The sequence below is a fragment of the Sphingobium mellinum genome (genome assembly GCF_037860795.1).
Lineage (GTDB): Bacteria > Pseudomonadota > Alphaproteobacteria > Sphingomonadales > Sphingomonadaceae > Sphingobium > Sphingobium mellinum.
Genome location: NZ_JBANRK010000019.1, coordinates 1 through 23,680 on the forward strand (window position 1 = coordinate 1; position 23,680 = coordinate 23,680).

22 protein-coding genes are annotated in these 23,680 nt (G+C 60.9%); 10 read left to right on the plus strand and 12 right to left on the minus strand.

Features of this window, described 5'->3' with window-relative positions; genetic code table 11:
• The first annotated feature begins 195 nt into the window (after positions 1 to 195).
• The gene (locus AAC640_RS15435; protein ID WP_340267832.1) at positions 196 to 1,116 is read left to right on the plus strand and encodes a hypothetical protein; all 921 of its coding nucleotides are present in this window, start codon (positions 196 to 198) and stop codon (positions 1,114 to 1,116) included.
• Here the strand turns inward: AAC640_RS15435 and AAC640_RS15440 are convergent, their stop codons facing one another.
• The 3 genes from AAC640_RS15440 to AAC640_RS15450 form a co-directional block, all read right to left on the minus strand.
• Positions 1,117 to 2,127: a ParB/RepB/Spo0J family partition protein gene (locus tag AAC640_RS15440; RefSeq protein WP_340267834.1), complete on the minus strand. Its 1,011-nt coding sequence runs from the start codon at positions 2,125 to 2,127 to the stop codon at positions 1,117 to 1,119. It abuts the gene before it with no gap.
• Positions 2,128 to 2,173: 46 nt separating this feature from the next.
• Positions 2,174 to 3,376, minus strand: coding sequence for an AAA family ATPase (locus AAC640_RS15445; RefSeq protein WP_184476795.1), 1,203 nt, complete (start codon positions 3,374 to 3,376; stop codon positions 2,174 to 2,176).
• A gap of 162 nt (positions 3,377 to 3,538) precedes the next feature.
• Positions 3,539 to 4,621, minus strand: a complete 1,083-nt coding sequence (locus AAC640_RS15450; RefSeq protein ID WP_422795006.1) for a replication initiation protein — start codon at positions 4,619 to 4,621, stop codon at positions 3,539 to 3,541.
• An 802-nt stretch (positions 4,622 to 5,423) separates the two neighbouring features.
• Between AAC640_RS15450 and AAC640_RS15455 the strand changes: the two genes are divergently transcribed.
• From AAC640_RS15455 to AAC640_RS15495, 9 genes are all read left to right on the plus strand, one after another.
• Entirely contained in the window at positions 5,424 to 6,614 is a 1,191-nt protein-coding gene (locus tag AAC640_RS15455; protein ID WP_340267840.1) for an AAA family ATPase, read from the plus strand.
• Between the two features lie 299 nt (positions 6,615 to 6,913).
• The gene (locus AAC640_RS15460; RefSeq protein WP_184476789.1) at positions 6,914 to 7,243 is read left to right on the plus strand and encodes a single-stranded DNA-binding protein; all 330 of its coding nucleotides are present in this window, start codon (positions 6,914 to 6,916) and stop codon (positions 7,241 to 7,243) included.
• A gap of 247 nt (positions 7,244 to 7,490) precedes the next feature.
• Positions 7,491 to 7,646, plus strand: a complete 156-nt coding sequence (locus AAC640_RS15465) for a hypothetical protein (protein WP_340267843.1) — start codon at positions 7,491 to 7,493, stop codon at positions 7,644 to 7,646.
• Positions 7,643 to 8,377: a ParA family protein gene (locus tag AAC640_RS15470; protein WP_340267845.1), complete on the plus strand. Its 735-nt coding sequence runs from the start codon at positions 7,643 to 7,645 to the stop codon at positions 8,375 to 8,377. Before AAC640_RS15465 ends, AAC640_RS15470 begins: the two co-directional genes overlap by 4 nt.
• A complete protein-coding gene (locus AAC640_RS15475) occupies positions 8,377 to 9,255 on the plus strand; it encodes a ParB/RepB/Spo0J family partition protein (RefSeq protein WP_340267847.1) in 879 nt (292 codons plus the stop codon). The genes AAC640_RS15470 and AAC640_RS15475 overlap by 1 nt, the downstream gene beginning before the upstream one ends.
• A 161-nt stretch (positions 9,256 to 9,416) precedes the next feature.
• The gene (locus tag AAC640_RS15480; protein WP_340267849.1) at positions 9,417 to 9,977 is read left to right on the plus strand and encodes a hypothetical protein; all 561 of its coding nucleotides are present in this window, start codon (positions 9,417 to 9,419) and stop codon (positions 9,975 to 9,977) included.
• Positions 9,977 to 11,071, plus strand: a complete 1,095-nt coding sequence (locus AAC640_RS15485) for a relaxase/mobilization nuclease domain-containing protein (RefSeq protein WP_340267851.1) — start codon at positions 9,977 to 9,979, stop codon at positions 11,069 to 11,071. The genes AAC640_RS15480 and AAC640_RS15485 overlap by 1 nt, the downstream gene beginning before the upstream one ends.
• Before the next feature lie 273 nt (positions 11,072 to 11,344).
• A complete protein-coding gene (locus AAC640_RS15490) occupies positions 11,345 to 11,839 on the plus strand; it encodes a hypothetical protein (protein ID WP_340267853.1) in 495 nt (164 codons plus the stop codon).
• A gap of 87 nt (positions 11,840 to 11,926) precedes the next feature.
• Positions 11,927 to 15,550, plus strand: a complete 3,624-nt coding sequence (locus AAC640_RS15495; RefSeq protein ID WP_340267855.1) for an SIR2 family protein — start codon at positions 11,927 to 11,929, stop codon at positions 15,548 to 15,550.
• A gap of 96 nt (positions 15,551 to 15,646) precedes the next feature.
• On the opposite strand, the gene AAC640_RS15500 is transcribed toward AAC640_RS15495, so the two are convergent.
• The 9 genes from AAC640_RS15500 to AAC640_RS15540 all read right to left on the minus strand — a co-directional run bounded on the left by AAC640_RS15500 (position 15,647) and on the right by AAC640_RS15540 (position 23,665).
• On the minus strand, positions 15,647 to 15,979 hold the full coding sequence (locus AAC640_RS15500; protein WP_340267857.1) for a hypothetical protein: 333 nt from the start codon (positions 15,977 to 15,979) through the stop codon (positions 15,647 to 15,649).
• A gap of 33 nt (positions 15,980 to 16,012) precedes the next feature.
• Positions 16,013 to 16,726 carry an LPD7 domain-containing protein gene (locus AAC640_RS15505; RefSeq protein ID WP_340267859.1) on the minus strand — a complete coding sequence of 238 codons (714 nt, stop codon included), beginning with the start codon at positions 16,724 to 16,726 and terminating at the stop codon, positions 16,013 to 16,015.
• 66 nt (positions 16,727 to 16,792) lie between these two features.
• Positions 16,793 to 18,613 (minus strand): type IV secretory system conjugative DNA transfer family protein, encoded by a 1,821-nt coding sequence (locus tag AAC640_RS15510; RefSeq protein ID WP_340267861.1) that lies wholly within the window; start codon positions 18,611 to 18,613, stop codon positions 16,793 to 16,795.
• Positions 18,585 to 19,598 carry a P-type DNA transfer ATPase VirB11 gene (gene virB11, locus AAC640_RS15515; protein WP_340267863.1) on the minus strand — a complete coding sequence of 338 codons (1,014 nt, stop codon included), beginning with the start codon at positions 19,596 to 19,598 and terminating at the stop codon, positions 18,585 to 18,587. Before virB11 ends, AAC640_RS15510 begins: the two co-directional genes overlap by 29 nt.
• Complete coding sequence (virB10, locus tag AAC640_RS15520) at positions 19,595 to 20,779, minus strand: type IV secretion system protein VirB10 (RefSeq protein WP_340267865.1); 1,185 nt, start codon at positions 20,777 to 20,779, stop codon at positions 19,595 to 19,597. Before virB10 ends, virB11 begins: the two co-directional genes overlap by 4 nt.
• A 1-nt stretch (position 20,780) precedes the next feature.
• A complete protein-coding gene (gene virB9 / locus AAC640_RS15525; RefSeq protein ID WP_340267867.1) occupies positions 20,781 to 21,626 on the minus strand; it encodes a P-type conjugative transfer protein VirB9 in 846 nt (281 codons plus the stop codon).
• Complete coding sequence (locus AAC640_RS15530) at positions 21,623 to 22,315, minus strand: VirB8 family type IV secretion system protein (protein WP_340267869.1); 693 nt, start codon at positions 22,313 to 22,315, stop codon at positions 21,623 to 21,625. Before AAC640_RS15530 ends, virB9 begins: the two co-directional genes overlap by 4 nt.
• Before the next feature lie 2 nt (positions 22,316 to 22,317).
• Complete coding sequence (locus AAC640_RS15535; RefSeq protein ID WP_340267871.1) at positions 22,318 to 22,650, minus strand: hypothetical protein; 333 nt, start codon at positions 22,648 to 22,650, stop codon at positions 22,318 to 22,320.
• Positions 22,651 to 22,660: 10 nt separating this feature from the next.
• A complete protein-coding gene (locus tag AAC640_RS15540) occupies positions 22,661 to 23,665 on the minus strand; it encodes a type IV secretion system protein (RefSeq protein WP_340267873.1) in 1,005 nt (334 codons plus the stop codon).
• Positions 23,666 to 23,680: the final 15 nt, after the last annotated feature.

Here is a 23,680-nt window from a genome sequence, read left to right on the forward strand (position 1 = left end):
CCTTCGCCAGATGCACGCCGTCGAAGGTCCGGAGAAACCTTAGCGTATATCTGGGTCCGTTCTATGTACCGACCCCAAAGAGGGGTCAATTCCGCTTATGTGATAAGTGCAATTATCATATGTCCATTTTCGGACAGTCCATGAGCGAGAAACCAACGGCTGACTTTGGTTTCTCATTCTGGCATGTCCCGACCGATGGAAAAGCACGATACCCCCGAACTGGCGCGGACGATGCTGCTGCTCGGCCGCCTCGACGGACGGCTGCAGAACAGCCCAGCCACAGACATTTTCCTGGCGCGGGCCCGGCTTGACGGCGCCGTGGCGCTTGCAGGGCTAGCCGGTGTCCCGATCGAGGTGCGAGACCTACACGACTGGATAGCAGGGCGTGGCCCCCCTCCCCGCGCCTCTGAGGGCCTGAACGACCCCATCTCGGTGTCGGCCGTCTTCCACCTCGCCATCAGCCGCGATGAAGATACCCGCGACCCGGTCCTGCGCGCCACGCTCAATGTGCTGCGCTCCGTATTGGATGATCGCGCCGAGGCCGAAGCGTACGGGAGCGACGACCTTGCCTACTTCGGGCCGATGTGGCGCACGGTCCGCGATGCCGTCGATCTTCCATTCGCGCGCGCCGATCTGCTCGCCATTGCCCAACGGGTGTTTGAGCTGGTCGCGCTAACCGAACCGTCCTCCGGTGATGGGTCCGAGGTCGTCGCCATTGATGGTCGATCGCTCGATCTCCCACCTCGTGCCCGTGATCGCAATTGGCTGATTGCCGCCGCCCTGCCCCGCATGCTTCACCGCGCGGGCATGACGATGCGGGTCATCCCCTCCCTGGTGCTGCTGCCAAAATTCCTGCCGCCCTCCCCCGTGGCCCTCGCAGACGTGCTGGAACGCGCTCTTCGCAAGGCAATCCATGCTGGTCTTCGTGATCTCGACTGGATCGAACGAGAGGAGGCAAGCATCCGGACCGGGACACAGGCGACCAAGCGCAGCCGAGCTCCGCTCCTGTCCCGCTTGCAGATCGCCTATCCCGGTCTTCAACCCAAGGCCGTCGCGCGGCTGCTCAGCGTTTCGCCGCAAGGTGCTCGGAAGCTTCTGACCGCAAGCAGCCGCTAGTCACAACCAGTGAAGGTCCAATATCTCCCGGACCGCCTTCTCCGCGTCCTCACGGGTCGCGCCGCTCTTGTGCAAGAGTGTCAGTCGGACTCCCTTACGATCGGCACCATCGATCCGCATGACGGGCTTTCCGTCGGCATTCGACACGGTTTGAGGCTTTCCTGACTTCTTGGGGGATCCTGACCTCTTGGGGGGGTCTGCGGCCACAGTCAGCAATCTGATGGTTTCAACCACGGTGAGAACTTTCGCACTATCCCTCTGCTGCCCGGCGAGGCGCTTGGCCTCCGCAAAGGCGAGCGCGCGCTTCTCGTCTGGTTTCAGCAACGCCTTCAGGGCGATCACATTGCGGATACCCAGTTCCTGCGGTTCCGGGAACGCCACGAGAAGCGCGTCAGGAATTCGCGCCAGATCGAGATAGCGGCTGAGCCAGCTCTCGGTCACCTTGAGCCGCTCGGCCATAGTCCGCTGCCGGCCATCATAATAGGTATCGAGGGCACGCAGATAGTCTTTCGCCCGCTCCAAATCGGTCAGGTCGTCACGGGCACGGTTTTCCAGGTCCGCGAGCCGAAACGCCTCTTCGTCGCCGATCTCGCGGACGTCGATGAGGAATTTGAACTCTGGATAATTGTGCGCCCGAAGCCAGGTTATCGACCAATGCCGACGTGCCCCGCAGATTACCTCGAAATCGAAATCCGGATCTCCGGAGACACGCCGGACGATCGCCGGCATCTCCTGCTTGCCCTGCGCCTTGATGCTCTCGATCAGATCTTCGCAGCGCTGCTCGTTCAATAGCGCATAATCGCGATTATGGCCCGCCCACATTCTGCATCGTGCGGGGTCGACAAGCTCGTGCGTCCTGGTCTGGACGGCCCCGGACGCGAGCTCCGCGATTCTGTTCGACCGTCCCGTGAGAACGTTGGTTGCGATGCCAGATCGGCGTGGTGCGGCCTCGCTCGTAAGGTCAATTCCGGCGGTCAGATCGGCCGCAAATCCGCTGTTCTTCTTGCTCATGCGAGCCTCCTACCCGTCGAAATTGCACGCGTGCAATTTCGCATTTTCATGCCAGTGCCTCCTGGCGCAAACGCTTCTGATGGCTTGGCCACATTGACCGGATATCCACTTCAATTTCAGCGTTCACACCGTCCAGATAAGCGAGGCAGCGATTGCGCACCGACGAGCTCGTGGCAGGACCGTCCAGCTCATACACCGTCATCAACCTCGCGGTCGCATTGTCTATTTCAGCGGAGTCTTTCAGCGGTGTCCGAAGCATCGCATGACCGAACAGCGTCCGCATCAAGTTCAGCAGTTCTTTCTGCATCGACTTGTTCTCGTCGACCTTCGAAGCGACGAACCGGAGGAACTGCAATTCCGGCGCGAGGTCCCGCTCCGCTAGCTGCTCGATCGTCTCATCAAGCATCGAAAGGAACGCGGCCGTGGACGAGAAATCCATCACCGTCGGCGGCACGGGTACAACGAGCGCGTTCGCGGCTCTCAGCACTGAAAGCGAGATCGCGCCGAGTGCCGGGGGCGGATCCATCACGATGACGTCAAAGCGATCGGCGATGCTATTGATCCCTTCGCGCAAGCGGTCCAGCAACGCTCCGCTTTCCCGCGCCATTCGCGCCGCCAGCTCATACTCCGACTGGAACAGTCGAAGGTTCGCCGGGATCAACTCGAGGCCGTCAAAATGGGTCTTCCGCAAAGCGTAGTCGAGCGAGGATCGTTCGCCCTCCCTCAAGAACGGATAGAGCGTATCATCCTCATCCAGATCGAGGTCAGGCACGTAGCCGAAAAGCGTCGTCGCCGAGGCCTGGCTATCGCAATCAACCAGTGCCACCCGATAGCCGCGAATGGCGAGATATTGAGCAAGGTGAACGGCCACGGTCGATTTGCCAACGCCCCCCTTGAAGTTTTGGACGGCTACGACGCAGCAGGGATCTTCCGGGCTACGATAAGGCCTCGTTCCAAAGACACCGCGCATGTCGTTTAGCTGTGCCAGCGTGTATCTTTCGCGGCGATTATTATCAGTCCGCGCGGGCTCCGGAAGCCGTCCGTCCTTCTCGGCATCGCGAATCGCCGCTGCGGTTCGTCCAACGAGCTCAGCCGCCTTTGTGATCGTGAAGGTCGGCTCGCGGCGATCGTCGGCACGGGCGCTTCTGGCGGAATCACGGAGTTTTTCGAGAACCGACGCTGTCCGGTTCGCGAGGGTCGCCACCGACACCAATCGCTCGGCGCCCTCTATTGCTAGTTCGTTCGACACATGCCCGCCTTTCGAAATCTGGGCCACGGTACACGCACTTGCGCTTTTTGGTCAATATTTTCGGATATTTCGAAAGTCAGGGTATCGTTCCGGAGAGTTCGGAGCCGTTCGCGGAGCTATCCTGACTCGATGGGGGATCAAGAAATTGCACGCGTGCAATTTTTAGCTCGCCCTGCCCCTTCGGGTCACCCAACCCTCGCAAAATCCGGTCCAAGCGGAGATCAATTTTGCGCCCCGCACCTTTTCCAATCTCTCGCCCATATGGTCACGAAAACCAGAAGCGATCAGATCGATATCCCAGCCCCCCCCATGCTGGCGACCGATCGCAACCAGGTCGTCATGCCCAAATCGGATCGACCCGGTGGGAAACATCTGCTCGTCCGCCTTACGCTTGGCGATAGCCTTTAGGGGCGCGGCAACGCTCCCCTGCCCTACCGTCAAGGTCTCGACCGTGCCGTCGCGCCGTTGCTTTCGCCCGCTCGAATGCCGATCGAGCTCGTCTACGGTCTCGATGACCTCCGGCGCGCCCTTCGGCTCGAACCTAAACTCGATCTCCGCGACGGTTCGGCCCTGCCGTATTTCCCGCCACTCAACACGGAAATGCGCGAGCTGGTCGATCTCGGCCTTCGCCTTCTCAAGGACCTTGCGCCGCAACTGCGCGAAATCGGTGTAAACTTCCGGTGGAATACCGAGGGCTGCACGCAGTGCTGCCATGTCCCCTTTCCAAGTCGCCTGTCTGCGATGCAAGCGCAGTGCACCAAGCTCGTAGAGCTTCAACGCATAGTTTGAACGGAACCCCAGGACCGCTTGCCGGTTCAGCACGGCATAGGTCTCCGAAGCCTGAATCATCTTGCGCGCGTCGGGCGTGAATTCCCACTCTATCCAGCCGGCTTCGCCGCCATCCTCCTCCGTCTCCTCCCGAGAGCGGGAGATCAGCGAGAACAGCAACGTGGCCTTCTTCCCGCGCCACGATCGATCATCGACCGCGAACAGCGTCCGATGCAGTTCCTGAAGCATGTCTGTGATGCGCTCATTGCCTTTGTGGCCACGGCGAATGTCGGCTTTGCGCATTCGGTGCGGCTTGTCTTCCCAAGCATCACCTCCGGCCGTTAAAATCATGAGCGCCAGCAGCCGGGATGCCGTCAGACTCAGGGACTCGCCCTTGACGAACTTAACTTCAATTATGTTACCCGGCTTTGCGAACTCATCGCCGCCTTTGGCCCGCAAAGCAGCCGCAACGCGCATTGCGCGACCGGGCGTTGCTTCCTCCGTCGCATCTTCAACTGCGTCTGTTATTTGGCCAGCATCCGTTTCCATGCCATATATTCAATCGAAACTGAGTCTTCGGAGCATGTTTGCTGCCTGACCTGACCTCATCCGTCAAGTCAGGTCAGGATAGAATCCCTTCTCACCACCCCCAAGCGGTCAGGATAGAATCACGGTGATCGACACCGAAATGCCAGCAGTTTCGCCGAGTCGCGTTTTACGTAGGGAGCGGTCGATCAACTTGCTTTCCGCGCGCATTTTTGCTCCTAATTCGACATCAAATCGGCTTGGCGAGGAGTTGAAACGGCGCGGTCCCCAAGAGGTCAGGATTGCCCCATCGGGTCAGGAATGATCCCCCAAGAGGGCAGGCTACAGCCCCCGATCGGTCAGCCAAACTCCCCCGGCAGGTCAGGTAAAACCGTCTATCACATTGTAAAAGCGTCGCTTTTGTGGACCTGAATTAGAATCTTTTGAATCACGAATCCTTCCGCTGCGGGGCAGCGGCGTTTTTATAGAATGATTCTTTGAACATCATCGCCCGATTCGCGATCGTCGATGACGACCATCGCTGGACAGTTGAACCCGACCAACGCTGAACGAGGGAAGGGGCATAGACTGGCGAGTACACTGGGCACGGGCTCACAAGGGACGCTTCGTTCAAAGCCGCGTTAACAGACCCTAGGACGCGGAAAGAGAGAAGTCCGACAGAATCATGCCGCAGCCTCTACGAAAATTAAATGGTTCTATACAGATCGCGTAGAATGCCATAAATCTCCTACATATGGATCCCCGTCGTAATCCCTTCGCGCCAGGTGCAGGCAGCCGTCCCCCAGAACTTGCGGGCCGAGAAACCGTCCTGGAAGCTGTTTCCATTGCCCTCGATCGCATCCGCAATGGACGCCACGCCCAAAGCAGTATCCTGATGGGGTTGCGGGGTGTCGGCAAAACAGTCCTGTTGAACGAGATGCGCCGGGCAGCGGAAGGCGAGGGCATTCAATGCGTGCCTATCGAGGCACCCGAAGGGCAATCCCTGCCTGCCATGCTCGTGCCAGCCCTTCGCACTGCCCTGCTCAAACTCGATCGAGGACAGGCGGCGATGACCGTCGCAAAACGAGGGTTGGGTGCTCTCGCTCGTTTCGTGAAAGCCTTCAAACTCAGCTACGGCGAACTTGAGGCCTCACTTGATCTGGGCGAGATAGGCGTTGCAGATAATGGCGATCTCGAATCCGACCTTATCGATCTCATCGATTTAGTCGGAGCTGCCGCCGCAGAGCGCAACACCGCGGTCGTTCTGTTCATTGACGAACTGCAATATGTACAGGAGCGCGAACTCGCTGCTCTCATCACCGCGCTGCATCGCGCTCGACAGAACGAACGGCCAATCACGTTGGTAGCTGCCGGCCTACCGCAACTGGCAGGACAGATGGGGAAGGCCAAATCTTACGCCGAGCGGCTCTTTCTTTTTACCAGCATTGGCCCGCTCGATGATGACGCAGCAACAGCCGCGATCGTACATCCGATAGAGTTTGAAGAGTGCGGCATCGAGCCAGATGCGGTGGCAAAAATATTGTCAGTGACGCAGGGCTATCCCTATTTCCTCCAGGAATGGGGTAAGCAGTGCTGGGAAGCTGCCGATACCTGCCCGATCACTGCCCACGACGTCGACCTTGCATACCCCACCGCCATCGCAGCTCTTGATGAAAGCTTCTTCCGGGTCCGGTTTGATCGTCTCACTCCATCAGAGAAGCGTTACCTGCGAGCCATGGCAGATCTGGGGGAGGGGCCTTACAGTTCAACAGCCGTTGCCGATCATTTGGGGCGCAAACCCTCCTCGTTCGGCCCTGTGCGCGCGTCACTGGTGGCCAAGGGTATGATCTACACGCCTGGCTACGGGCAAACCGCATTCACCGTGCCACTATTCGATGCGTTTATGCGCCGGATCATGCCTGCGGCGGAGGGCGCGGCAGTCTGACATAGGCGGTGGCAGCCAGCGGCTGCCTGTGGCCCAATCTCGCAGACGGCATAGGCAGATGCGAAAAGACGAGATGACGTTTCAACAAGTTCAGCCGGACTAACCTTGGTTGCTCGACCAAAAAATTCCTGTTTCAAATGGGGATGTGGTCGCGGCGCCGCCTATGCGATCAAGAGAATAACCGCCCTTGTGGGCTACGGCTTCCACAGGTGGACCCTCCGTTTTTTCTCTTGATCGCGTCGATCCCGCTTCCTGTTCGTCCCCATCAGGAATTATCCTGATCGAGTGGAGTTAGCCAAATGCAGAACATTGCTGAATTTCGCATCATCGGTCGCATCGGAAAAATTGCCGAGCTCGACAAGGTCACCAAGGTTTCTGTCGCCGCAAATTACAATCGGCAGGACAATGGCGAATGGATCACCGACACACATTGGAATGAAGTGACGCTGTTTGGCCGGTTGATCGAACGCGCTGCAAAGGCCGAGAAGGGTGACATGGTCCATATCGCCGGGCGGGTCCGCCAGAACTCGTATGATGCCCCAGAGGGCAAACGATACACCGTCGAACTGATTGCTGACGGCTTCGCAGTACTTGCCAAGGCCAATGACGCAGATCTGGCCCACCGGTGAGAATGCTGGGGGCCGCCGTGCGCGGCTCCCAGCAGCCCGTCCTCGGTCGGGTGGAAGGTGGTCGCGGTGGCCAGAGGACTCCTGATCCGCTCCGCTCCACATTTCAGCGTGGAAGGTGGTCGGTTAAGCCGATTGAGAGCGATAAGCCATTGAAGGGTAGGCGCAGTTTGGCTTTTCTGCATTTGGACCGGTTCTAGCAGCGCAACTGCGTAGCCGTCCAGAAGTGGAGCAAGTCGGGAGGCGCTAGGTGAGTGGGATCGCTCAAGCCGGTCTTATCTTCCTTGTCCTCATCGTGCTGATGATCCTCAGCGCGCGAGACAGGGGAGCAGAGCCACGCATCCGCAATGAGGATGAAGAGACGTGGTGGTTCGCTCGACGCTCGTGGTGGGATGAACGGCGGTGAAAACGATCGCGGTGAACATCGAGAAGGGTGGGGCGGGGAAGACCACAATCGCCTGCCACCTTGCGTGGCACCTCGCTGACGCCGGACATCGGGTTCTCGTGCTGGATCTCGACCGCCAACGCAACGCTTCCGCTGCATTGCGCGATTTCGAGCCCTTAGGTTCGTGCAAGCAACTCTTTGACGCCGGCTTTACCGCTCCGGTGGGGTGCCGTCGCGGAATCTACTCCAATGATCTGACAGGCGAGTATGATGCGGATTTCGGAAAGGCGCTGAGTAGCTTCCGAGCGAACTTTCCGGCGCTGACTGATGCTTATGACTATTGCGTGATCGACACGCCTCCTGCCTGGAGCTGGATTAACTTCGCGGCGCTGATGGTATGTGATGACCTGATCGTGCCAGTCGAGTTGGGGCCTTTCGGACCTGACTCGACCAAGCAACTCTCCAATTCGATCCAGACGGTCAACCAGCGGGGGCGGCGTACCCCAATCCGGATCGCGGGCCTGATCGCAAACCGGGTGAAGGCTAATGATCGAAACCAAATCGCGATGCTTGCGGACTTGAAGGCCAAGATTGGTCGCAACCTTTTTTCGACCCATCTCCCCGACCGTTCGCATTACAGCCAAGCTGTTCAGGCGGGCGTTCCGGTGTGGAGGTTTGATAAGGACGTGCGGTCGTCACTTCCCCCTATGCGTGCATTTCTGGAAGAAGCGATGGAGAGGATCGCGGCCTGATGGACTTTGGCGATTTCGATATCTTCGCGGCGAAGGATGAGGTTGCCCAACAGGGGAGGGTGCTGACCCTCGACCCCGCGGACGTATATCCTGATCCAGAGAACGTACGCCGCGCGATCAACCCAAGCGAAATCGACGCATTGGCTGAGACGATCAGCGCGCGGGGGCAGTTACAACCCATCATCGTGGCACCCCCCGGTGATGACGGCCGCTACATGATCCAGTTTGGAGAGCGGCGGTGGCGAGCCTGCCACAAGCTTGGTCGCAAAGTCAGCGTTATCGTCCGCGAGGTATCCGATCCCGTTCAGGTGCGTATCGACCAGTTCATTGAGAACGATCAACGCGAAGAGCTTTCTGTTCGAGACATGATTGCGTTTATTGCAGGGCAGGTCGCTGCCGGGACGAGCATAGCGGATCTAGCCCGCGCCACGGGTCGAGATCGTGCGCGACTATCACGGTTGCATGGCTTGGCATCCGCACCGGACTTCATCGCTGCCAGACTGGATGACCTGCCTGTTCGTGGTGCGGTCGCTTTGATGAAAGCGGCCCTGCATGATGCGGCAGGCGTACGCATCTTCCTCGACGATGCGCCTCTTGGTTCGTTGACGGTAGCTGCCTGCGAGGCTTTTTCGCGCTCCGTGACACCGCAGTCGGATGAGAGCGTGGAGAATGGACGTGCCCGTCCATCGCCGCCCGCTGATGAGCCTGTCGCTCCGTCGCCCACGCACCATCAACCGTCGGAGTCAGTAATCCCGGCTGATAATAAAGTCTGCGGTGAACGGTTCATTGATATCGACGGACGGATGGCGCGCTTGCTAGAGGCAGTGGTGCAATTCGAGGGCGAGTCAAAGGTGCGTACGGTCCAATTTGACAGTTAACCGAGCACAGCATTCTTTTCCGCGTTTTCCAATCATCATGGAGTGATAGGAGGCTGTGGCCCGAGCCACAGATTCGAATGATATTTTGTGGAGGTTGTTTAGGGCAGGATAGGGGTTGTGGTTGCCATTGTCTTACATTAGCCTCGCAGATGAGGACGATGATGGCAACCGCACCAACCTCCACCGAAGGCAAGACGAGCATGACGGTCCGCCTGGATCGGGCCACGCTCGACGCTTTCGACGCCCTTGCCGAGGGAAGGGGAGGGCGCAGCGCGCTCCTTCGATCCTTGTTGGATCAGGCGATGCGGCAGGCCGGCGACGCGCCGAAGGTGCAGGCCCGAGCGGAGCCGGCGACCAATCGCGTTTCCTTTCGTGTCACTGATGCCGAGTTGACTGTTCTGGATGCCCGCGCGGCCGAGCGGGGAACCGACAGGGCAGGGTGGGTGAAGGCACTGCTGCGCCGCCACATTGGCTTGAAGGGAAATGTGGACGATGGCCTTCGCGAAAGCCTTGGTCCTGTTCGGATGCAATTGCAGCGCATCGGCCGCAATCTCAACCAGGCCATGAGGGCGGGTAATGCGGCGATGATGGCCGACAGCGGCTTGCAGATCGAACGCGAGCTTCGCCGCATCACGGAGATGCGTCAGGACATCAATGAGCAGATTGCCGCGCTGGGCGAAGCGTTGCGCGGCGATCTTTCTTATTGGGAGGTCGCCGACTGATGGCCTTCGGTGAGCGCGAGGATGAATTGTGGGGCGTGCTGAAGCCGACGTTTCGGCCGCGCGTGTCCGGCGACCCCAATATCAAATATGCCAAGCATCTCCTGAACCAGACCGGCCCGTTCAAGCCGGCGGCGCATGCCGGGCCGCCCTACGCGGATGCTCGTGCCGTCCTGGCCCGCGTGGTGCGCAAGGCGCCGGAAGTTCTGGTGAAAGTCACGGGACGTAAGAAGGGCGCGGACCATCTGGGCGCCCATCTGAACTATATCGGCCGCAATGGTGAGATTCCGATCGAGACCCGCGACGGTGAAATCATTACCGAAAAGGGCGAGGTCCAGCAGATCGCGCAGGAGTGGTCCGATCCGCTCTACTGGCGGCAGCGTGCGACCGTGTCCGCTGTCTCAATGGTGTTTTCGATGCCGGAGGGGACGAACCCGGAGACGGTGCGGCAGGCCGTGCGGGAGACGGCCGAGCGGATGCTCGGCGAGAATCATGATTATCTGATGGCGCTGCACACCGATACGCCCAGGCCCCATGTGCATCTGACGATCCAAGCCGAGGGGCTGGACGGTGAGCGTTTCGATCCCCGGCGTGAAGATCTGTTCAATTTCCGGGAGGCGTTTGCCGATGCCCTACGCTGCCGGGGCGTGGAGTGCGAGGCGACGCCGCGCTGGACGCGCGGGCAGGGCAGGGCAGGCACGAGCATGGCTCTTGCACAGATGCGGGAGAAAATCCGGCAGGGTGCGTCACGGCAGCCCACCGAGGCCGATTTGCGTCAGGCGCGCGAGGCGATGGCCATCGCGAGCGGCAAAGCGGAATCTCCGCGCTTTGTCGCTCGCGCGAAGGAGCGTTGGGAAATCACCCGCCAGCAGTATGAAAAGGCCGCGGATGGTTTCGATCGAACTGGCGATCCGCGCGACCAGGCTCTTGCGCGCGAGCTGCGTGCGTTCCTGAAAGATCGACCGACTATTGAAACCGTGCCTGATCGTGTACTGAAGGATGCAGTGGAGCGTCTGCGCAATTTGCGAGACCAGCAACGCGAAGGGCAGGGGAAATCAAAACCTTTCAATCGAGCCCCGCCTGATCGAATGAGATAGGCGCCTAACTGTACCGGCGGTTCTCGGCGCCCTAGCTGTAATTGCGCTGATCGATTATTTCTACGACGCGGCGATGCAAAACGTCTCGCGGAGCCGAAGCGTCGTGGGACCACGGGCAGAAGCGCTCGCTGCGGAGTGGCCGGAATATGTGATCAGCCATTCCAACCCGCTCACGTTTCTCGCCCGGAAGATGCCACGCACTTTCTTCAGCGTCTGAGCCATCGAAGCGCTCGAGCGCGGCGCGCGGGAAGGTGCCTAATGATCGGAGTTTGAATGGACGAAGTTGCACCGGATGCTCTCCCCACAGGATCCTCGCGCACGCGGGATTATTTTGCCGAGATGTATGTCGCCGGCGTACTGGCCGACGCCGGCTGGGACATTTATTTCCCGCGGCGCGACAAGGGCTTCGACATGATAGTGAGCCGCCCTAGCGAGGGTACGACGATCGTGCGGCCGGTGCAGGTCAAAGGCAAATATGCCAGCGACGCGAAGACCGACAAAGCGAGCTATGGGTACGTCGGAGGTCTCACTGCGTTCCACGACGACATGATCCTCGCCATCCCCTATTTCACGTCGCAGAGCGCTTCGGCACCCACGCTCATCGCCTGGATGGCGCGATCGGAGATTCGGCCGCACGCGCGGGGCTGGAAATGTGAACCAGCCCGATTTGTCGATGGTGTGCCGGAACCGCGTCCCGGCTTCGCCATGTACTTTGGCGAGCCTGGGCTCATGCGTTTCGCAGCAAGCGTTGGAATTTCCATAGTCTAACGGCACCTGTGGCACGACTATCCGATGGCCGTCGCCCCGACACCGCCGGGCTGCTAAACTCTTTTCTAAACCCGTAGGAATCCGCACTTGTCCCTTCGCTTCTCCGAACAAGGTCCACTCTTTCCCGCCGCGCTGATCGACGCGGTGCTGTCGGGCGATGCCGTTTTTCTGTGCGGAACCGGCATCAGCGCGCCGCAACTGCCGACCTTCAAGCAGCTCGTTGACAGCGTCTCGGAAGCGCTCGGTGTTCCGATCAATGCGTCCGAACAGCTAGCCTATGACAGCAACCGTTTCGAAGAAGTCCTCGGCTCTCTATCGCGTCGCCTCGCTGAGCCATCGCATATGGTCCGAGCCGCGGCGGCGGCGCTCTCCGTGCCCGCCGATCCGCGCCTCGATCAGCACAAAACCGTTCTTCGCCTGTCGCGCGACCTCGCCAATCGCGTGCTGATCGTCACGACCAACTTCGACACGCTTCTCGAACGCGGAATGGCCGCTCTCGAGCCAGCAGCGGATATCGTCGGGGAGAGCTTTGCGGGTCAGGCTCTTCCGGCGCCGGGCAGCGCCACCTTTTCTGGCATCATCCATCTGCATGGCCGCCTGGAGGATGCGCCCTTCGCGCTCGACGCTACTCCGCTTGTGCTGACGAGCGCCGATTACGGCGACGCGTACATGCGATCGGGATGGGCCTCGCGCTTTCTCTTCGACCTGGCGCGCTGCAAGACCATCGTACTTTTGGGCTACAGTGCCGGCGATGCTCCCGTGCGCTATTTTCTCAATGTGCTCGAAGCGGATCGTACCCGGTTTCCCGATCTCCGGTCGGTCTATGCGTTCGACTCCTACGAGCATGACCCGGTCGAAGCCGAAAAGCCGTGGGGCACCGTGGCGGTCACGCCGATCGCTTATTCCAAGGTCAATCCGGACACCCATGCGCACGACCATTCGCCCTTGTGGCGGGATCTTGCCCTACTCGCGGATCTCGTGGAGCGTCCCAAGGCGAACCGGGACGCTCGGCTGCGCGCGATCCTCTCCCAGCCTTCGAGCAATCTGACGGATCCGATGCTCGCGGAGTTGCGCTGGCTCGTCTCCGGAGGCGCCGATCCCTGGCCGACGGCCGTAGACACGATCGAAGATCCGCGCTGGTTCACCATCTTTCAGGAAAATGACCTTTGGGCGGCTCAGCACGCGCAATGGGTCGTTCCGGCCTGGATCGCTCGCAACTTCACCGATCGCGCTCGCTTCCTGACCGCAGTGGAGTGGCAGGAGCGGCTCGGAAGGCCTTTCACCGAACGGCTCTCAAACCGCCTCCAGGCAGGTGGCGCTTTGGCACCGGGCTGGCGAAAGGCCTGGCGTCAACTGACCTACGCGGCTCCGGCACGGCCCGACGCTTTTGAGGGCCACGTCTATTCGCTGAAGGCCAAGCTCGAATCCGGCCTGGTTCTCGAAGAGGATGTGCGCCGCGCCGTTTCGATGCTGACGCCAGTGCTAAGCCTTCGACGGCCCTTTCGCGGTTTCGAAGATGACGAGGGCGACGGGGATGTCGATGCCGCTGCCGATCCACGCCGGCTCGGCGATCTCGCCCGCGTGGAATTCGGCCGGGACGATCGCGACGGCGTGAACGAGTTGGTGGAAACGCTCGCGGCGTTAGACGGCGAAGCCCGGCGTATTCTGCGAACCGCCAGCACCGCCTTGCTGGCGGCCGTGGAGCAGGCCGTCGATCTCGACCTGGTCCATGGCGATATCGACGACAGCGATTTCGCGGTTCCGTCGGTCGAGGAACATCCGCAGAATGAGTTTCACGGTGGCGTGCTTCCGCTTGTGCGCGTCATCGTTGCCGCTTTCACCAAGGTGGCTGCCGAAGACCGAGAGGCAGCAAGGCATATTGCGGCCCTCTGGTCCGCCATCCCTGGCCGGATCGGTACGCGGCTCATGCTCCACGCGATGCGAGACAAAGGGGCATTCGAAGCCGATGAGGCGATGGGGTTCCTGAATGGTCTCGAGGAGACCCGCTTCTGGAACATCCGCCGTGAGATCGCGATGCTTCTGGTGGATCGAGCGGCCGAAGCAGAGCCCGCGCTCGTCGGCGCGATCGAGCAGCGCATCCTCGAGACCGGCGACGCCTTCTTCTCGCGCTACACGATTGCCGAAGGCCAACCCGATTGGCGAGCCCATGCGCGGGACAATGAGGTGTGGCTTCGTCTGTCGCAGCTCGATGCAGCCGGCGTCTTATCGGAGGCCGGGAAGACAGAGCTCGCCGCGATCAAGGTTCGCCGGCCGCATCTGGATCGCGGCCTGGAGGATCGAGACTTCTTCTCGTCTTACACGGGCGGCGTCCGCCAAGTTGTTGGCGACATCGCACCTATCACGAGCGCTGCGCCCGATGATCGGCTGAGCGTCGTGCAGGAACTGGCAATGAGCCCGGACATCGAGAAGCAGCATGGGTGGAGCACCTATTGCCGCACGGACCCGAAAGGTGCGTTCGACACTCTTGCCGCTGCCCCGCTGACACCCGTCAATCTTGCGCTATGGGACACGCTCATTTCGTCGCTTAGCTTTGGCGATGAGTCCACCAAGGCGCTCCGCGAGGACATCGCGGTCGAGATCTTGGAGACGCTGACCGGGCTGACCGATGAGGCGCTCAAGTCGGTCGCGAACGCACTGGTCGACTTATTTCTCTTCGGGCCGCGCCTGCGGCTAACCGGCCGAGAGGATTGGTATGATCGTCTCTGGGCCTGCCTGCGGCTTGATGAGCGCGAAGTTGCCGCAGACACCGACCTCGCGGATGCTGCTCTGAACAACGCTGCCGGCAGGTTCGCGAGGGTTCTCCTCCAGGAGCATGAAGCAAGCCGCGCGGCTGAGGACGACAATAGGGAACGGCAACGTGCGCGTCTCGCAGTTGTCGGTGCCGATGCCGGCCGCGCCGGCACTTATGTCCGCGCTACGTTCGTCCAGCATATCGCCTTCCTGCTAACGGCAGACGAAGCGCTTGTGACCAATATTCTGACGCCGCGGCTAGATGGAGACGGGGAGGGGCCGGCATTACGTGCCGTCCTCATCCGGTACGGTGCTATTACGCCCGAACTCACCCGGGCAATACCCGAGGTCATCCTCAAAGGCGTTCGAGAAGCTCGTCCGGGTATTGGAGGCGCACAACCCGTTGCAGCCGCCATCCTGCGACCAGCCTTGGCCGAGCTATGCGGCGACATGGATCCACAATGGGGCATCACGGCAGCCCAAGTGTGTGAGGTCCTTCGAGAGGTGGCCGGCGAGATCCGGAAGGCTGCGTTGGACGTCCTGGTCCGTTGGATGCATAACGATGAAGCCAGCGTCGAGCAGGCCTGGGCCATAATGGTCCAGCCCTTCCTTGAGCAGCTCTGGCCCAAGGAACGCCGCTTCGTCGATGAAGCGAACAACATCCATCTGGCGGAACTGGCGGTGGGCGCAGGAGCGCAATTTCCCGCAGCGCTCGCCGTGGTACGCCCGTACATCGCACCATATTCCGGACGGCCGGGCAGCGTCCATAGCATCAAGTCCAGTACGGCGCCGGCCAATTTCCCGCGACAGACCCTCGAACTGCTGTGGATGCTCTTCGGTTCGACCGGGCCAACCAGCTATGACACCGCGGCACTGCTCGACAGCTTAGTCGCGGCGGATGCCGACATTGAGGTCGATCGGCGTCTTCAATCGCTGGGGCAGCGCTCCGAACGCTATTGAGCCATGCCGCTCTCGTTCGGAGCGTCCGCCGGCGGCTCCGGCGCAGTTTCACCAATATCCAGGGGCTAGAAGATACCGGCGGACCTTCGCCTAGCCCTATGGGTAAATGACGTTGACGCTTTCACCTTTTCTGGCCCGGGTCTCCCAGATCGCCATCGGTTCGACATCAGGAAGATTGCGATGTAGCGCTTCCATCAACGCGGGCCATAAGGGCTGATCTTCTGCTGCTACCACAACCCGTTCGTCATCGATACCAATAGCAGCAACAAGCAACGAAGATGCGCGATGTGGGACCAGAGCAACAGTAATCTGGCTGATTGTGGACCAGGGAGCAATCCACTGAAGTAGGCCATCATCCAGGCCAATGCCCTGATCGTTTGCGCTGATGATCTCCACCGGACTAGATCCATCTGAAGGAATATTACTCATCTGTTCGCCTCGTCTTGAAGAAGGCCACAACCCTCAGCGGCCGCTTGGCGATCGCTGACGTTGCAGGATCTGACTCTGTTGCATTGAGCGGACACGCTCATCCTGCTGCTGTCGGATCTGTACACCAGCGATGCGTTCGCCGCGCTCGATCCTGCCAGCCACTTCTTCCTTGCGCTGGTCGACAAAGGCCTTTTGCCGCTGTCCATCCTGGGGGAAGCGATTGGCGGCGATCGACATTGCGTGGGCAACGTGGCTCTGAGCGCGGCGCAGTTCCGGGTCTTTGGCATTTTCGGTATGGGACTGGCGACGGAAGAGCTCCGCAAGATCAAGGCGCAGATCGGGTTTTTCTTTGCTGTCATGAACTTGGTTTGGAGTTCGTAGGGGCCGCTGCCGCTTCTCCGGGTCGTCGGCCTGACGGGTCTGAGTGCGTGTAGCGGTCGAACCGGCTTGCCGTGCCTGGTCCCGTTCGGCCGCCGCACGGGTTTTGGCATCCGGTCGGTAGCCCTCGATCGTCATCCCTTGCGCGGCAGCGGCCAAATAGGCGGCTCGTTTGAAATCGGGGTCGCCGTTGATCTTGAGAGAGGTCCAGCCATTCGCCTTGGCGAGCCGCACCAGATCGGGGAGGGCGCTGGCATCGCGTGCCTTGATGCGGTCGGGCGATATCGTCGCGACGGGCGTTTTATCATGGGCGCTGCGATAGAGCTTGTTTCCCACGCGCAGAAAGCGGGATTCCAGCTCTTCGGGCATTTCAACGCCGGGACGCTTCCGGGGTGCTTCCTCGCGCGCTTCGGGAGGGTTAAGGTTTTCAGCCATTTATCGCTCCTGTTCGATCACGCCCACGCGCGCGTGGCCGCGTTGATCTGCCTCGACGTCGACCAGAATGTCCTCAAATTCCGAGATGACGACGCAATCCATGGCGAAGGTCTCGGGGTCGGGGTTTGCAAGCTGGTCAGCGTCAGGCAGCACACAGGGAGGAAGCTCTTCATCCTCCCGAATGCGCCGAGGTATCGGCGCGACGATCGGCGCCGGTGCGACCCGGCACGTGAAATGGCTGTCGGCATAGTAGCGGATCTTGTCACCCCGGATGGGGGGCATCCCTCCGCGCAGCAACAACAGCTCGTCCGCGGGAAACTGCATCAGCTCTTGCGGGAGCAGAAGCGCGCGACGGTGATCGGACATCGACTTGGAGCGGTTGGCAAGAATGCCATGGATCGTCAGCGAACGGGTGACGGCCTCCTGGCCGATATAGCCGATCCGCTCGGAAAGCTCGTTCGCGACCCTTAGTTCCTTCGGCGTGAAGGCGACTTCGACGCCGCAATTCGACACGATTTCATCAGCGACATGCTCACCATAGACGGCACGGAGCTGAGACCGCGACTGGATCACTGGAAGTAACCGGATTCCGTAGCCCGCCACATAGGAGAACGCGCCGGCGATCACCTGGGCGCGGCCGAGGCGGGCAAACTCATCGAGCAGGACCAGAACCTTGATCGGCGTGGACACGTCGGGAAGGTCACGCACATTGAGATCGATGAGCTGCTGGAACAACAGATTGTAAAGCGGCGCCACACGGTCCAGTTCGTCGGGCGAGACGCCGAGATAGACAGACATCGGCCGCATACGCAGCTCGCGCAGATCGAAGTCGCTTTCCTCCGTCGCGGCATCGACGCGCGGATTGAGCCATAGGCTCAACTTGGAGGTGACGGTCTGGACGATGCCGGCAAATGTGTTGTCCGCGCCCGATGTGAAGTCGGCCAGGGCATTGCGGCACCCCGTCGAGAGGACAAGCGACCGATCATCCAGCACCCTGCGGAAATATCCCCGCGTATCGCCGGTGGTCATCAGCCGGTAGATTGCGCCAATGGTGAAGGGCGCATCGGCCTGGGCGAGATAGGCACCAACGCCTACAAAAGCGGTTCTCGCGGAATCGGTCCAGAACGGCTCGCCCCGCTCTGGCGGGACGAACAGCATCGTCGCGATCTTCTGAAGCTCGATTATGGCCTGGTCGGCATCGGTCCTCTCGATATAGGCCAGCGGATTATAGCGCGCGGTTCGGCCTTCCGGATCGGTCGGGTTGAACAGGAACACGGCCTGGCCGTGCTTCGCACGAAAACCCGCCGTGGCCTCATAGTTCTCCCGCTTCACATCGAGGACGACCGTGGAGCCAGTCCAGCTCAACAGGTTGGGAATGACGATGCCCACGCCCTTCCCGGAGCGGGTCGGAGCTTCCACGATGCAATGCTCATTGCCTTCAAAGATCAGGAAGCGTCCTGATTTCTTGCCAAGGACGATCCCCTCATCCCCCCTGAAACCGTTGCGCCGGATTTCGCCTGCCTTGGCGAAGCGCGCGGCACCGTGCAGCGGCGGTTTGCGCGTAACAAACCAGAACAGCAGCAGGCCAGATAGGAGCGATCCGGCGGCGAGGCCGGCGGCCATCGCCTTCAGCACGACTGGATCACCGCGATAATACCAGAAGAATGCCGGCATCCTCATCGGGTCGTAGGCCGATGCCGGAAGGCCCAGGACGAACCATGCGACGATCGAGCCGGTGAGGCACAGGAGGACAAGCGCTACGGGCAAGCCGAGCGCCAGCGTCACTCCCCGACTAGGCTGCGTGCCGCCCTGCAGGGTCATAGTAAATCTCCGTGACGCGAAACTTGCCCTGGACCTTCTTCATCTGCACCACGACATCCACGAGGATTTTGAGCAGCGAGCGAATGTCATCGCGCCCGAGATCCGCGCCGCCCTCGCTCTCCTTGACGAGCAAGGTGAGCTGATCGAACGCGAGCTCCGCCGAAGCGGCATGGATTGTCGTGATTGAGCCGGGATGGCCGCTGTTGACGTTGCGCAGGTAGAAGAAGGCGGTGCCGTCGCGCAGCTCCTGCAACAGGATGCGATCAGGGCGCATACGCAATGCGCTCTCGAGCAATTCCTTGGCCGTCACCTTGGCGGTCCCCTGGCCGTCCTTGCTGTAGGTCATATGGACGACATTGCGGTGTGGGACGACCAGTTCGCGGGTGTCCTCGATTGTCAGCAGCCGCTCATCTACTGGAATGAGTTGGATCAGGCCTTTCGCCAATGTCGTTTTGCCCGATCCGGTTGCCCCGGAGATCAGGATGTTGAGACGGCTGCGCACCGCCAGCTCGAAAAACTCAACGTGACGCCCCTCGCCCAGCAGGGCGAGCAGCCGATCTTCAGTTTCGGTCATGCCCCTCGCCGCAACTTTCGTTTCCGTGAAGAGGCCGCTGGCGTGAAAGTCCCCCATCGTCATCGTCTTGGTGGAGGGCTTGCGGATCGTGATGGATACCGTTCCATCGGGTGCGACGGGAGGGGCGACAATCTGGACGCGCTCGCCCGTCGGGAAGATCGTGGAGCAGATCGGGTTTTCGCGCGTGACATCCTGCGAGGTGAACGCCGCTGCGGCCGTCGCCAATATGTTGAGGCGGGGTAGGGTCAGCTCTTCTTCGACGGCCCAGGTCCAACCGCCCTTCCGTTCCACCGCCACCTCAAGGGGCTGGTTTATGACGACCTCCGTCACCTCCTCGTCATCGAGATATTTGCGAAGGGGTTGCATCGCATCGTCGAGGACAGCGGTGTTGCGAAAGGCCGTGACCGTCATTTCAGCCCCAATCCGTAAACATGGGAGAAGTCGAAATCCTGCGCCACGGTGATGGCGAGATCGGTCCCTTGGGCGACGCGAAGGACGGGCTTTATCTGTTGTGTGTCTTGAAGGATGGTCGAGGCGGAATCTGAAGGGACGCGCGTCACGTTGTTGCCGGCGCTGCCGACAGCCGTGGACGCGACATAGGCTCCATCCTCCAGCACGCTGAAAAGTAGCGCGGAGCCGAACCGATCCCAGAAGAACCGATCTACCTTGCCGCCAATGCCGGCACGGCCGAGGCTGTCAGATGCGGGCGACGCGATGTCGATCGACACCCCGCGGGGAGTCACGGCTCGGCTCCACATCGCAAACAGCCGGTATTGGCCCCGGTTCAACCCGCCCTGATATTCGCCAAAAACCTTTGTACCCTTCTCCAGCAAAACGACACGGCCGTTGTCGGAATAGATGTCGCGGGGAACGATGCAGGTCGCATAGCCGGGCACGCTGCTGTCCATGGCGGTCTGAAGCGTGCAGGGAATGATCGAGCCAGCGGTGACGAGATAATTGCGGTCGCCAATCATGCGGGCGCTGGTGCGCCCGATCGCCGACGTCCGCTTGAGTTCATCCAGCGGGGTGGCTTCGCTCGATCTTCCATCGGGAGCGGCTGTCGGCGGCGCCTCTTCCCCAAGACCGCCGACACGGCCAGCGGCAGCCTGTAGGCCCGACGTGCCATTATAGGCGACAAGGGTGGAACGGCGCGCGGAGTCCCGCAACTCTTGGGCTTCGGCAGCGCGGCGTTGGGCTGCGGTCATTTCGGCCGATTGCCCTCCGCCAGTTCCGGCACCACCTGGCCCTATCGGAGGCACCTGTTCACCGGCAAGCTGCACCGGTGCGTTGGGGTCTTGCGGCGCTGATTGGAGCGTCGGAGCGATCACGGTCTTGGGATCATAGGGTACTTCCGGAGCGGGCGGCTTCGGTTTGACCTCCGGCATCTTATTGTTGCCACCGACACCGGCAGCGATCGTGAGGGCAGCAAAGAGGAGGGAGCCGCCCAGCGCGCCCGCCACGATCATCTTCTTCGTGTCCCACTGGAAGGATTTGAGGGAAGGAATGCGGTTCGGCCGATCGACCGCGGGTGCTTCGCGGTCGATTTCGTTCATGTCCGGCGTGGCGTCGACGTCGAATCTCTTGTCGCTCACATCAATTCTCCGTCTGCCGCCCAACCACTTCCGAGGCGGTATCCGTCTTGGGATCGCGGCCGTAGAAGCTCGGATTGTCGTTGTAGATGCACAGCACCACCTTGCCTCGGCGCAGCCGCAATTCGCGGAACACGCCATGGATGACGACGAATTCGTCACGCACATCAAAGGAAGCCGTGGCCTCGCTGCCGTCAGGATTCACCGTGAAGATGGCAGGGATTTCGCGCTGGTTGGGGAAGCGCAGGACGGTGAACTGTCCGTTGTCGGTGACTTCGGAGGGTTGAATGGCAGATGCCCCCTGCACGGTGTAGTTGAGATTGCGGGTGCCTTCCAACACGCCGAGATCCAGGGCGGCCTTTATGGCGCCGTTCTGCTGCGCCAGCACTTGTGCGAGCTGGCGGCGAGCGGCAGCCTCACGGAGCGCGGCGGCCTCCTGTTCTGGATACCGGACACGAACTTTGAAGTAGGTTGCGGCGACCCGCGAATTGGCGACGGCGGACAAGGCAAAGGTGTAGTTTCGCTTCTGGCCGGCGTACTCAGTCACGACGATGAGATTGGTTCCCCCCGCTCGTTCACGCGGCTTGATGAAGAGCGAATTTTCAGCCGGCGCGACCTCCCACGAGACGGTATCGCCCATCGCGACGAACTTGATGACCTCGCCTTGCGCGAACTCGATCTGGGTCGCAGTCCTGAAGGCGCTCCAGATCGCAATGACGTTCTGATCGCTATAGTTGACCTCTCGCACGCGATGATCGGCGGTGACGGGGCGGGGTGTGTTTTCGGCACTGGCGATCGTGGGCAGCGCGGCGGCCAGGATCGCAGCCGAATGCATGAGGAGCTGTTTCATTTTCCACCTATCTCCACGTCCGCGCGATAGGATTTGACCTGAAAGCCGAGCGGATTAGCGTAGCGTCCCGCTTCCGATTCCGGCTTGGACAGCACATCGAACGTGATTGTCGCGATGGCAGGGGTTTCAGTGGCCTGCCCATCGCGTTCAAGCCGTTTGGTGAAGCGCACCTGTGCAACGTTGGGCGAGATGAAGGCGACGGCCCTCACGCCTACGAACACCGTATCGCTCGCGGTGAGCTGGTTTTGCGGGGAGTCCGGGTTGTCCTTCTTATAGAAGCTGATCCACCGCCGTTGTTCCTCCGGCGCTGATAGCGCGAGAACCTGGTTGAAATACTCCTGGCGAGCCTGCGGAATCCAGCCCTCGCGCGCCCTCACATAGTTGGCGAGGAAGTATTTGCGGACCGCCTCATCATAGGTGATCGTCTTGTCGCCGCGAAGCTGCTGCGTCACTTCGGTTGCGCCCGTCGAGCGATCGACCGTTACGACATAGGGCACCACCGTCTTGAGCGGCGACAACATCGCCACGGACGCCACGCCTACGATCGATATAGCGCTGGCGACACCAGCGACGATCCAGGCCAATCGCTTCGACTGATTGGCCGCCACAATGCGTTCGCGATCCCAGCTTTGGGCCTCGGCAAAATATGCCTTCAGATCCTCCGCACTATCTTTGACACCGATCGCCATCGTCAGCAGCTCGCATAGGCGGGCCGTGAGGCCGCTTGGTTATGAGGAAGTGGCGTGACGGCGCTGATCGGCGGCACGCCATTGTCGTCGCGCGCAGCCGGGGGAGCGGCCCCTGGCGATGATGATGAAGGGAAGAGATTGGTGGGCGGCGCTGCTGGCGTCGCACCCGGAACATTACGGGCGGGCAGGGTAGGGAGGATGGTCCCGTAAGGGTTGGCGGGCCGCTTCGACTGGCCGTTGCAGCGCGGAACCTTGGCTTCCTTGGCGGCGAGGACCGGCACAGCGGTCGAAAGGGAAAGCAGGGCGAGCGGCGCGAGCACCTTGGCAATCTTCATGACATTCCTCCTATCGCGTCCGGGTCAGGGTGCCGCCGGTGCCACCGCTTCCGCCCAATCGGCGCGCACCGGCGCCAACGGCGCGCGCGCCGCTCAGGGGCGCGCCTGCCATGGTGCGGCCAGCGATCGGGGCCAGGTTTCCGGTAACGGCATTGGCGAATTGCGCTGCCAAGGCAGGGCCGCCACCACCCAGGCCCGACGCGAGGCTTGGGATTTGCAGGAAGAAGAAGAAGCCCAGGACGTAGAACGAGAGGGCTTTCAGCACGGCGATGAGGACTTCGTCGTCGTTCGTGATCGAATTGATGAACGTGTCCGTCGTCTGCGAGATGAACAGCGTGACCAGCAGCGCGAACACTACCAGCATGATGTAGCTGATGGCGGAGCCGAGCCATGCGAAGAACCAGCCCCGCGTGGAATCGAACAACAGCGCGGCGACGAAAAGAGGGCCGACGACAGCCAGCAGCGCGAGCGCGAAAAGCGCAAAGGCGCAGATTGTGAACCCCAGCGCGCAGGACAAAAGTGCGATGAAGAGGATCACCAAATTTGCGAAGGCAGCGAGGATGATTTCAACGATGTTATTCGGCATGCCAATCAGGTTCACACCAGCGGCATCAGTGTGGGCCTGAACAATCTCCTCGATCTTCGTGATGGCGCGAAACGCTCCTTGTAGAAGCGTGTCGAAGTAGCCGCCGAGACCACCAACATCAGCGCCGCCAAGCGCATTTGCGAATTGCCCCGGCAATCCATTCATCGTGAAGAGGCCGACCGATGCCCCATAGAGCGAGCTGACTGCCCATGTGAGGGCGGCGAGCTTCAGCGTGCGATAGACGAACTCGCGAGCGGGATACTGGACCGCACCCCGGAGGATCGCGCCGCCCAGCAGGATGATGTAAATGGTGACGCCGACGCGAAGGGGGCCGGAGATGATGCCGATCACCGAGGAATACAGCGCGATGATGCCGGCAAGGGCACCATCCACTGAATTCATCATGTTCTCGAAGATCGGGAAATCCATTGGTCTTCAACCCTA

Bases quoted from the DNA above. Each gene is read 5' to 3' on its own strand.
- AAC640_RS15435 (WP_340267832.1), top strand. From the start codon at position 196: ATGGAAAAGCACGATACCCCCGAACTGGCGCGGACGATGCTGCTGCTC.
- AAC640_RS15440 (WP_340267834.1), bottom strand. From the start codon at position 2,127: ATGAGCAAGAAGAACAGCGGATTTGCGGCCGATCTGACCGCCGGAATT.
- AAC640_RS15450 (WP_422795006.1), bottom strand. From the start codon at position 4,621: ATGCGCGTTGCGGCTGCTTTGCGGGCCAAAGGCGGCGATGAGTTCGCA.
- AAC640_RS15455 (WP_340267840.1), top strand. From the start codon at position 5,424: ATGGATCCCCGTCGTAATCCCTTCGCGCCAGGTGCAGGCAGCCGTCCC.
- AAC640_RS15460 (WP_184476789.1), top strand. From the start codon at position 6,914: ATGCAGAACATTGCTGAATTTCGCATCATCGGTCGCATCGGAAAAATT.
- AAC640_RS15475 (WP_340267847.1), top strand. From the start codon at position 8,377: ATGGACTTTGGCGATTTCGATATCTTCGCGGCGAAGGATGAGGTTGCC.
- AAC640_RS15480 (WP_340267849.1), top strand. From the start codon at position 9,417: ATGGCAACCGCACCAACCTCCACCGAAGGCAAGACGAGCATGACGGTC.
- AAC640_RS15485 (WP_340267851.1), top strand. From the start codon at position 9,977: ATGGCCTTCGGTGAGCGCGAGGATGAATTGTGGGGCGTGCTGAAGCCG.
- AAC640_RS15490 (WP_340267853.1), top strand. From the start codon at position 11,345: ATGGACGAAGTTGCACCGGATGCTCTCCCCACAGGATCCTCGCGCACG.
- AAC640_RS15500 (WP_340267857.1), bottom strand. From the start codon at position 15,979: ATGAGTAATATTCCTTCAGATGGATCTAGTCCGGTGGAGATCATCAGC.
- AAC640_RS15505 (WP_340267859.1), bottom strand. From the start codon at position 16,726: ATGCCCGAAGAGCTGGAATCCCGCTTTCTGCGCGTGGGAAACAAGCTC.
- AAC640_RS15510 (WP_340267861.1), bottom strand. From the start codon at position 18,613: ATGACCCTGCAGGGCGGCACGCAGCCTAGTCGGGGAGTGACGCTGGCG.
- virB11 (WP_340267863.1), bottom strand. From the start codon at position 19,598: ATGACGGTCACGGCCTTTCGCAACACCGCTGTCCTCGACGATGCGATG.
- virB9 (WP_340267867.1), bottom strand. From the start codon at position 21,626: ATGAAACAGCTCCTCATGCATTCGGCTGCGATCCTGGCCGCCGCGCTG.
- AAC640_RS15530 (WP_340267869.1), bottom strand. From the start codon at position 22,315: ATGGCGATCGGTGTCAAAGATAGTGCGGAGGATCTGAAGGCATATTTT.
- AAC640_RS15535 (WP_340267871.1), bottom strand. From the start codon at position 22,650: ATGAAGATTGCCAAGGTGCTCGCGCCGCTCGCCCTGCTTTCCCTTTCG.
- AAC640_RS15540 (WP_340267873.1), bottom strand. From the start codon at position 23,665: ATGGATTTCCCGATCTTCGAGAACATGATGAATTCAGTGGATGGTGCC.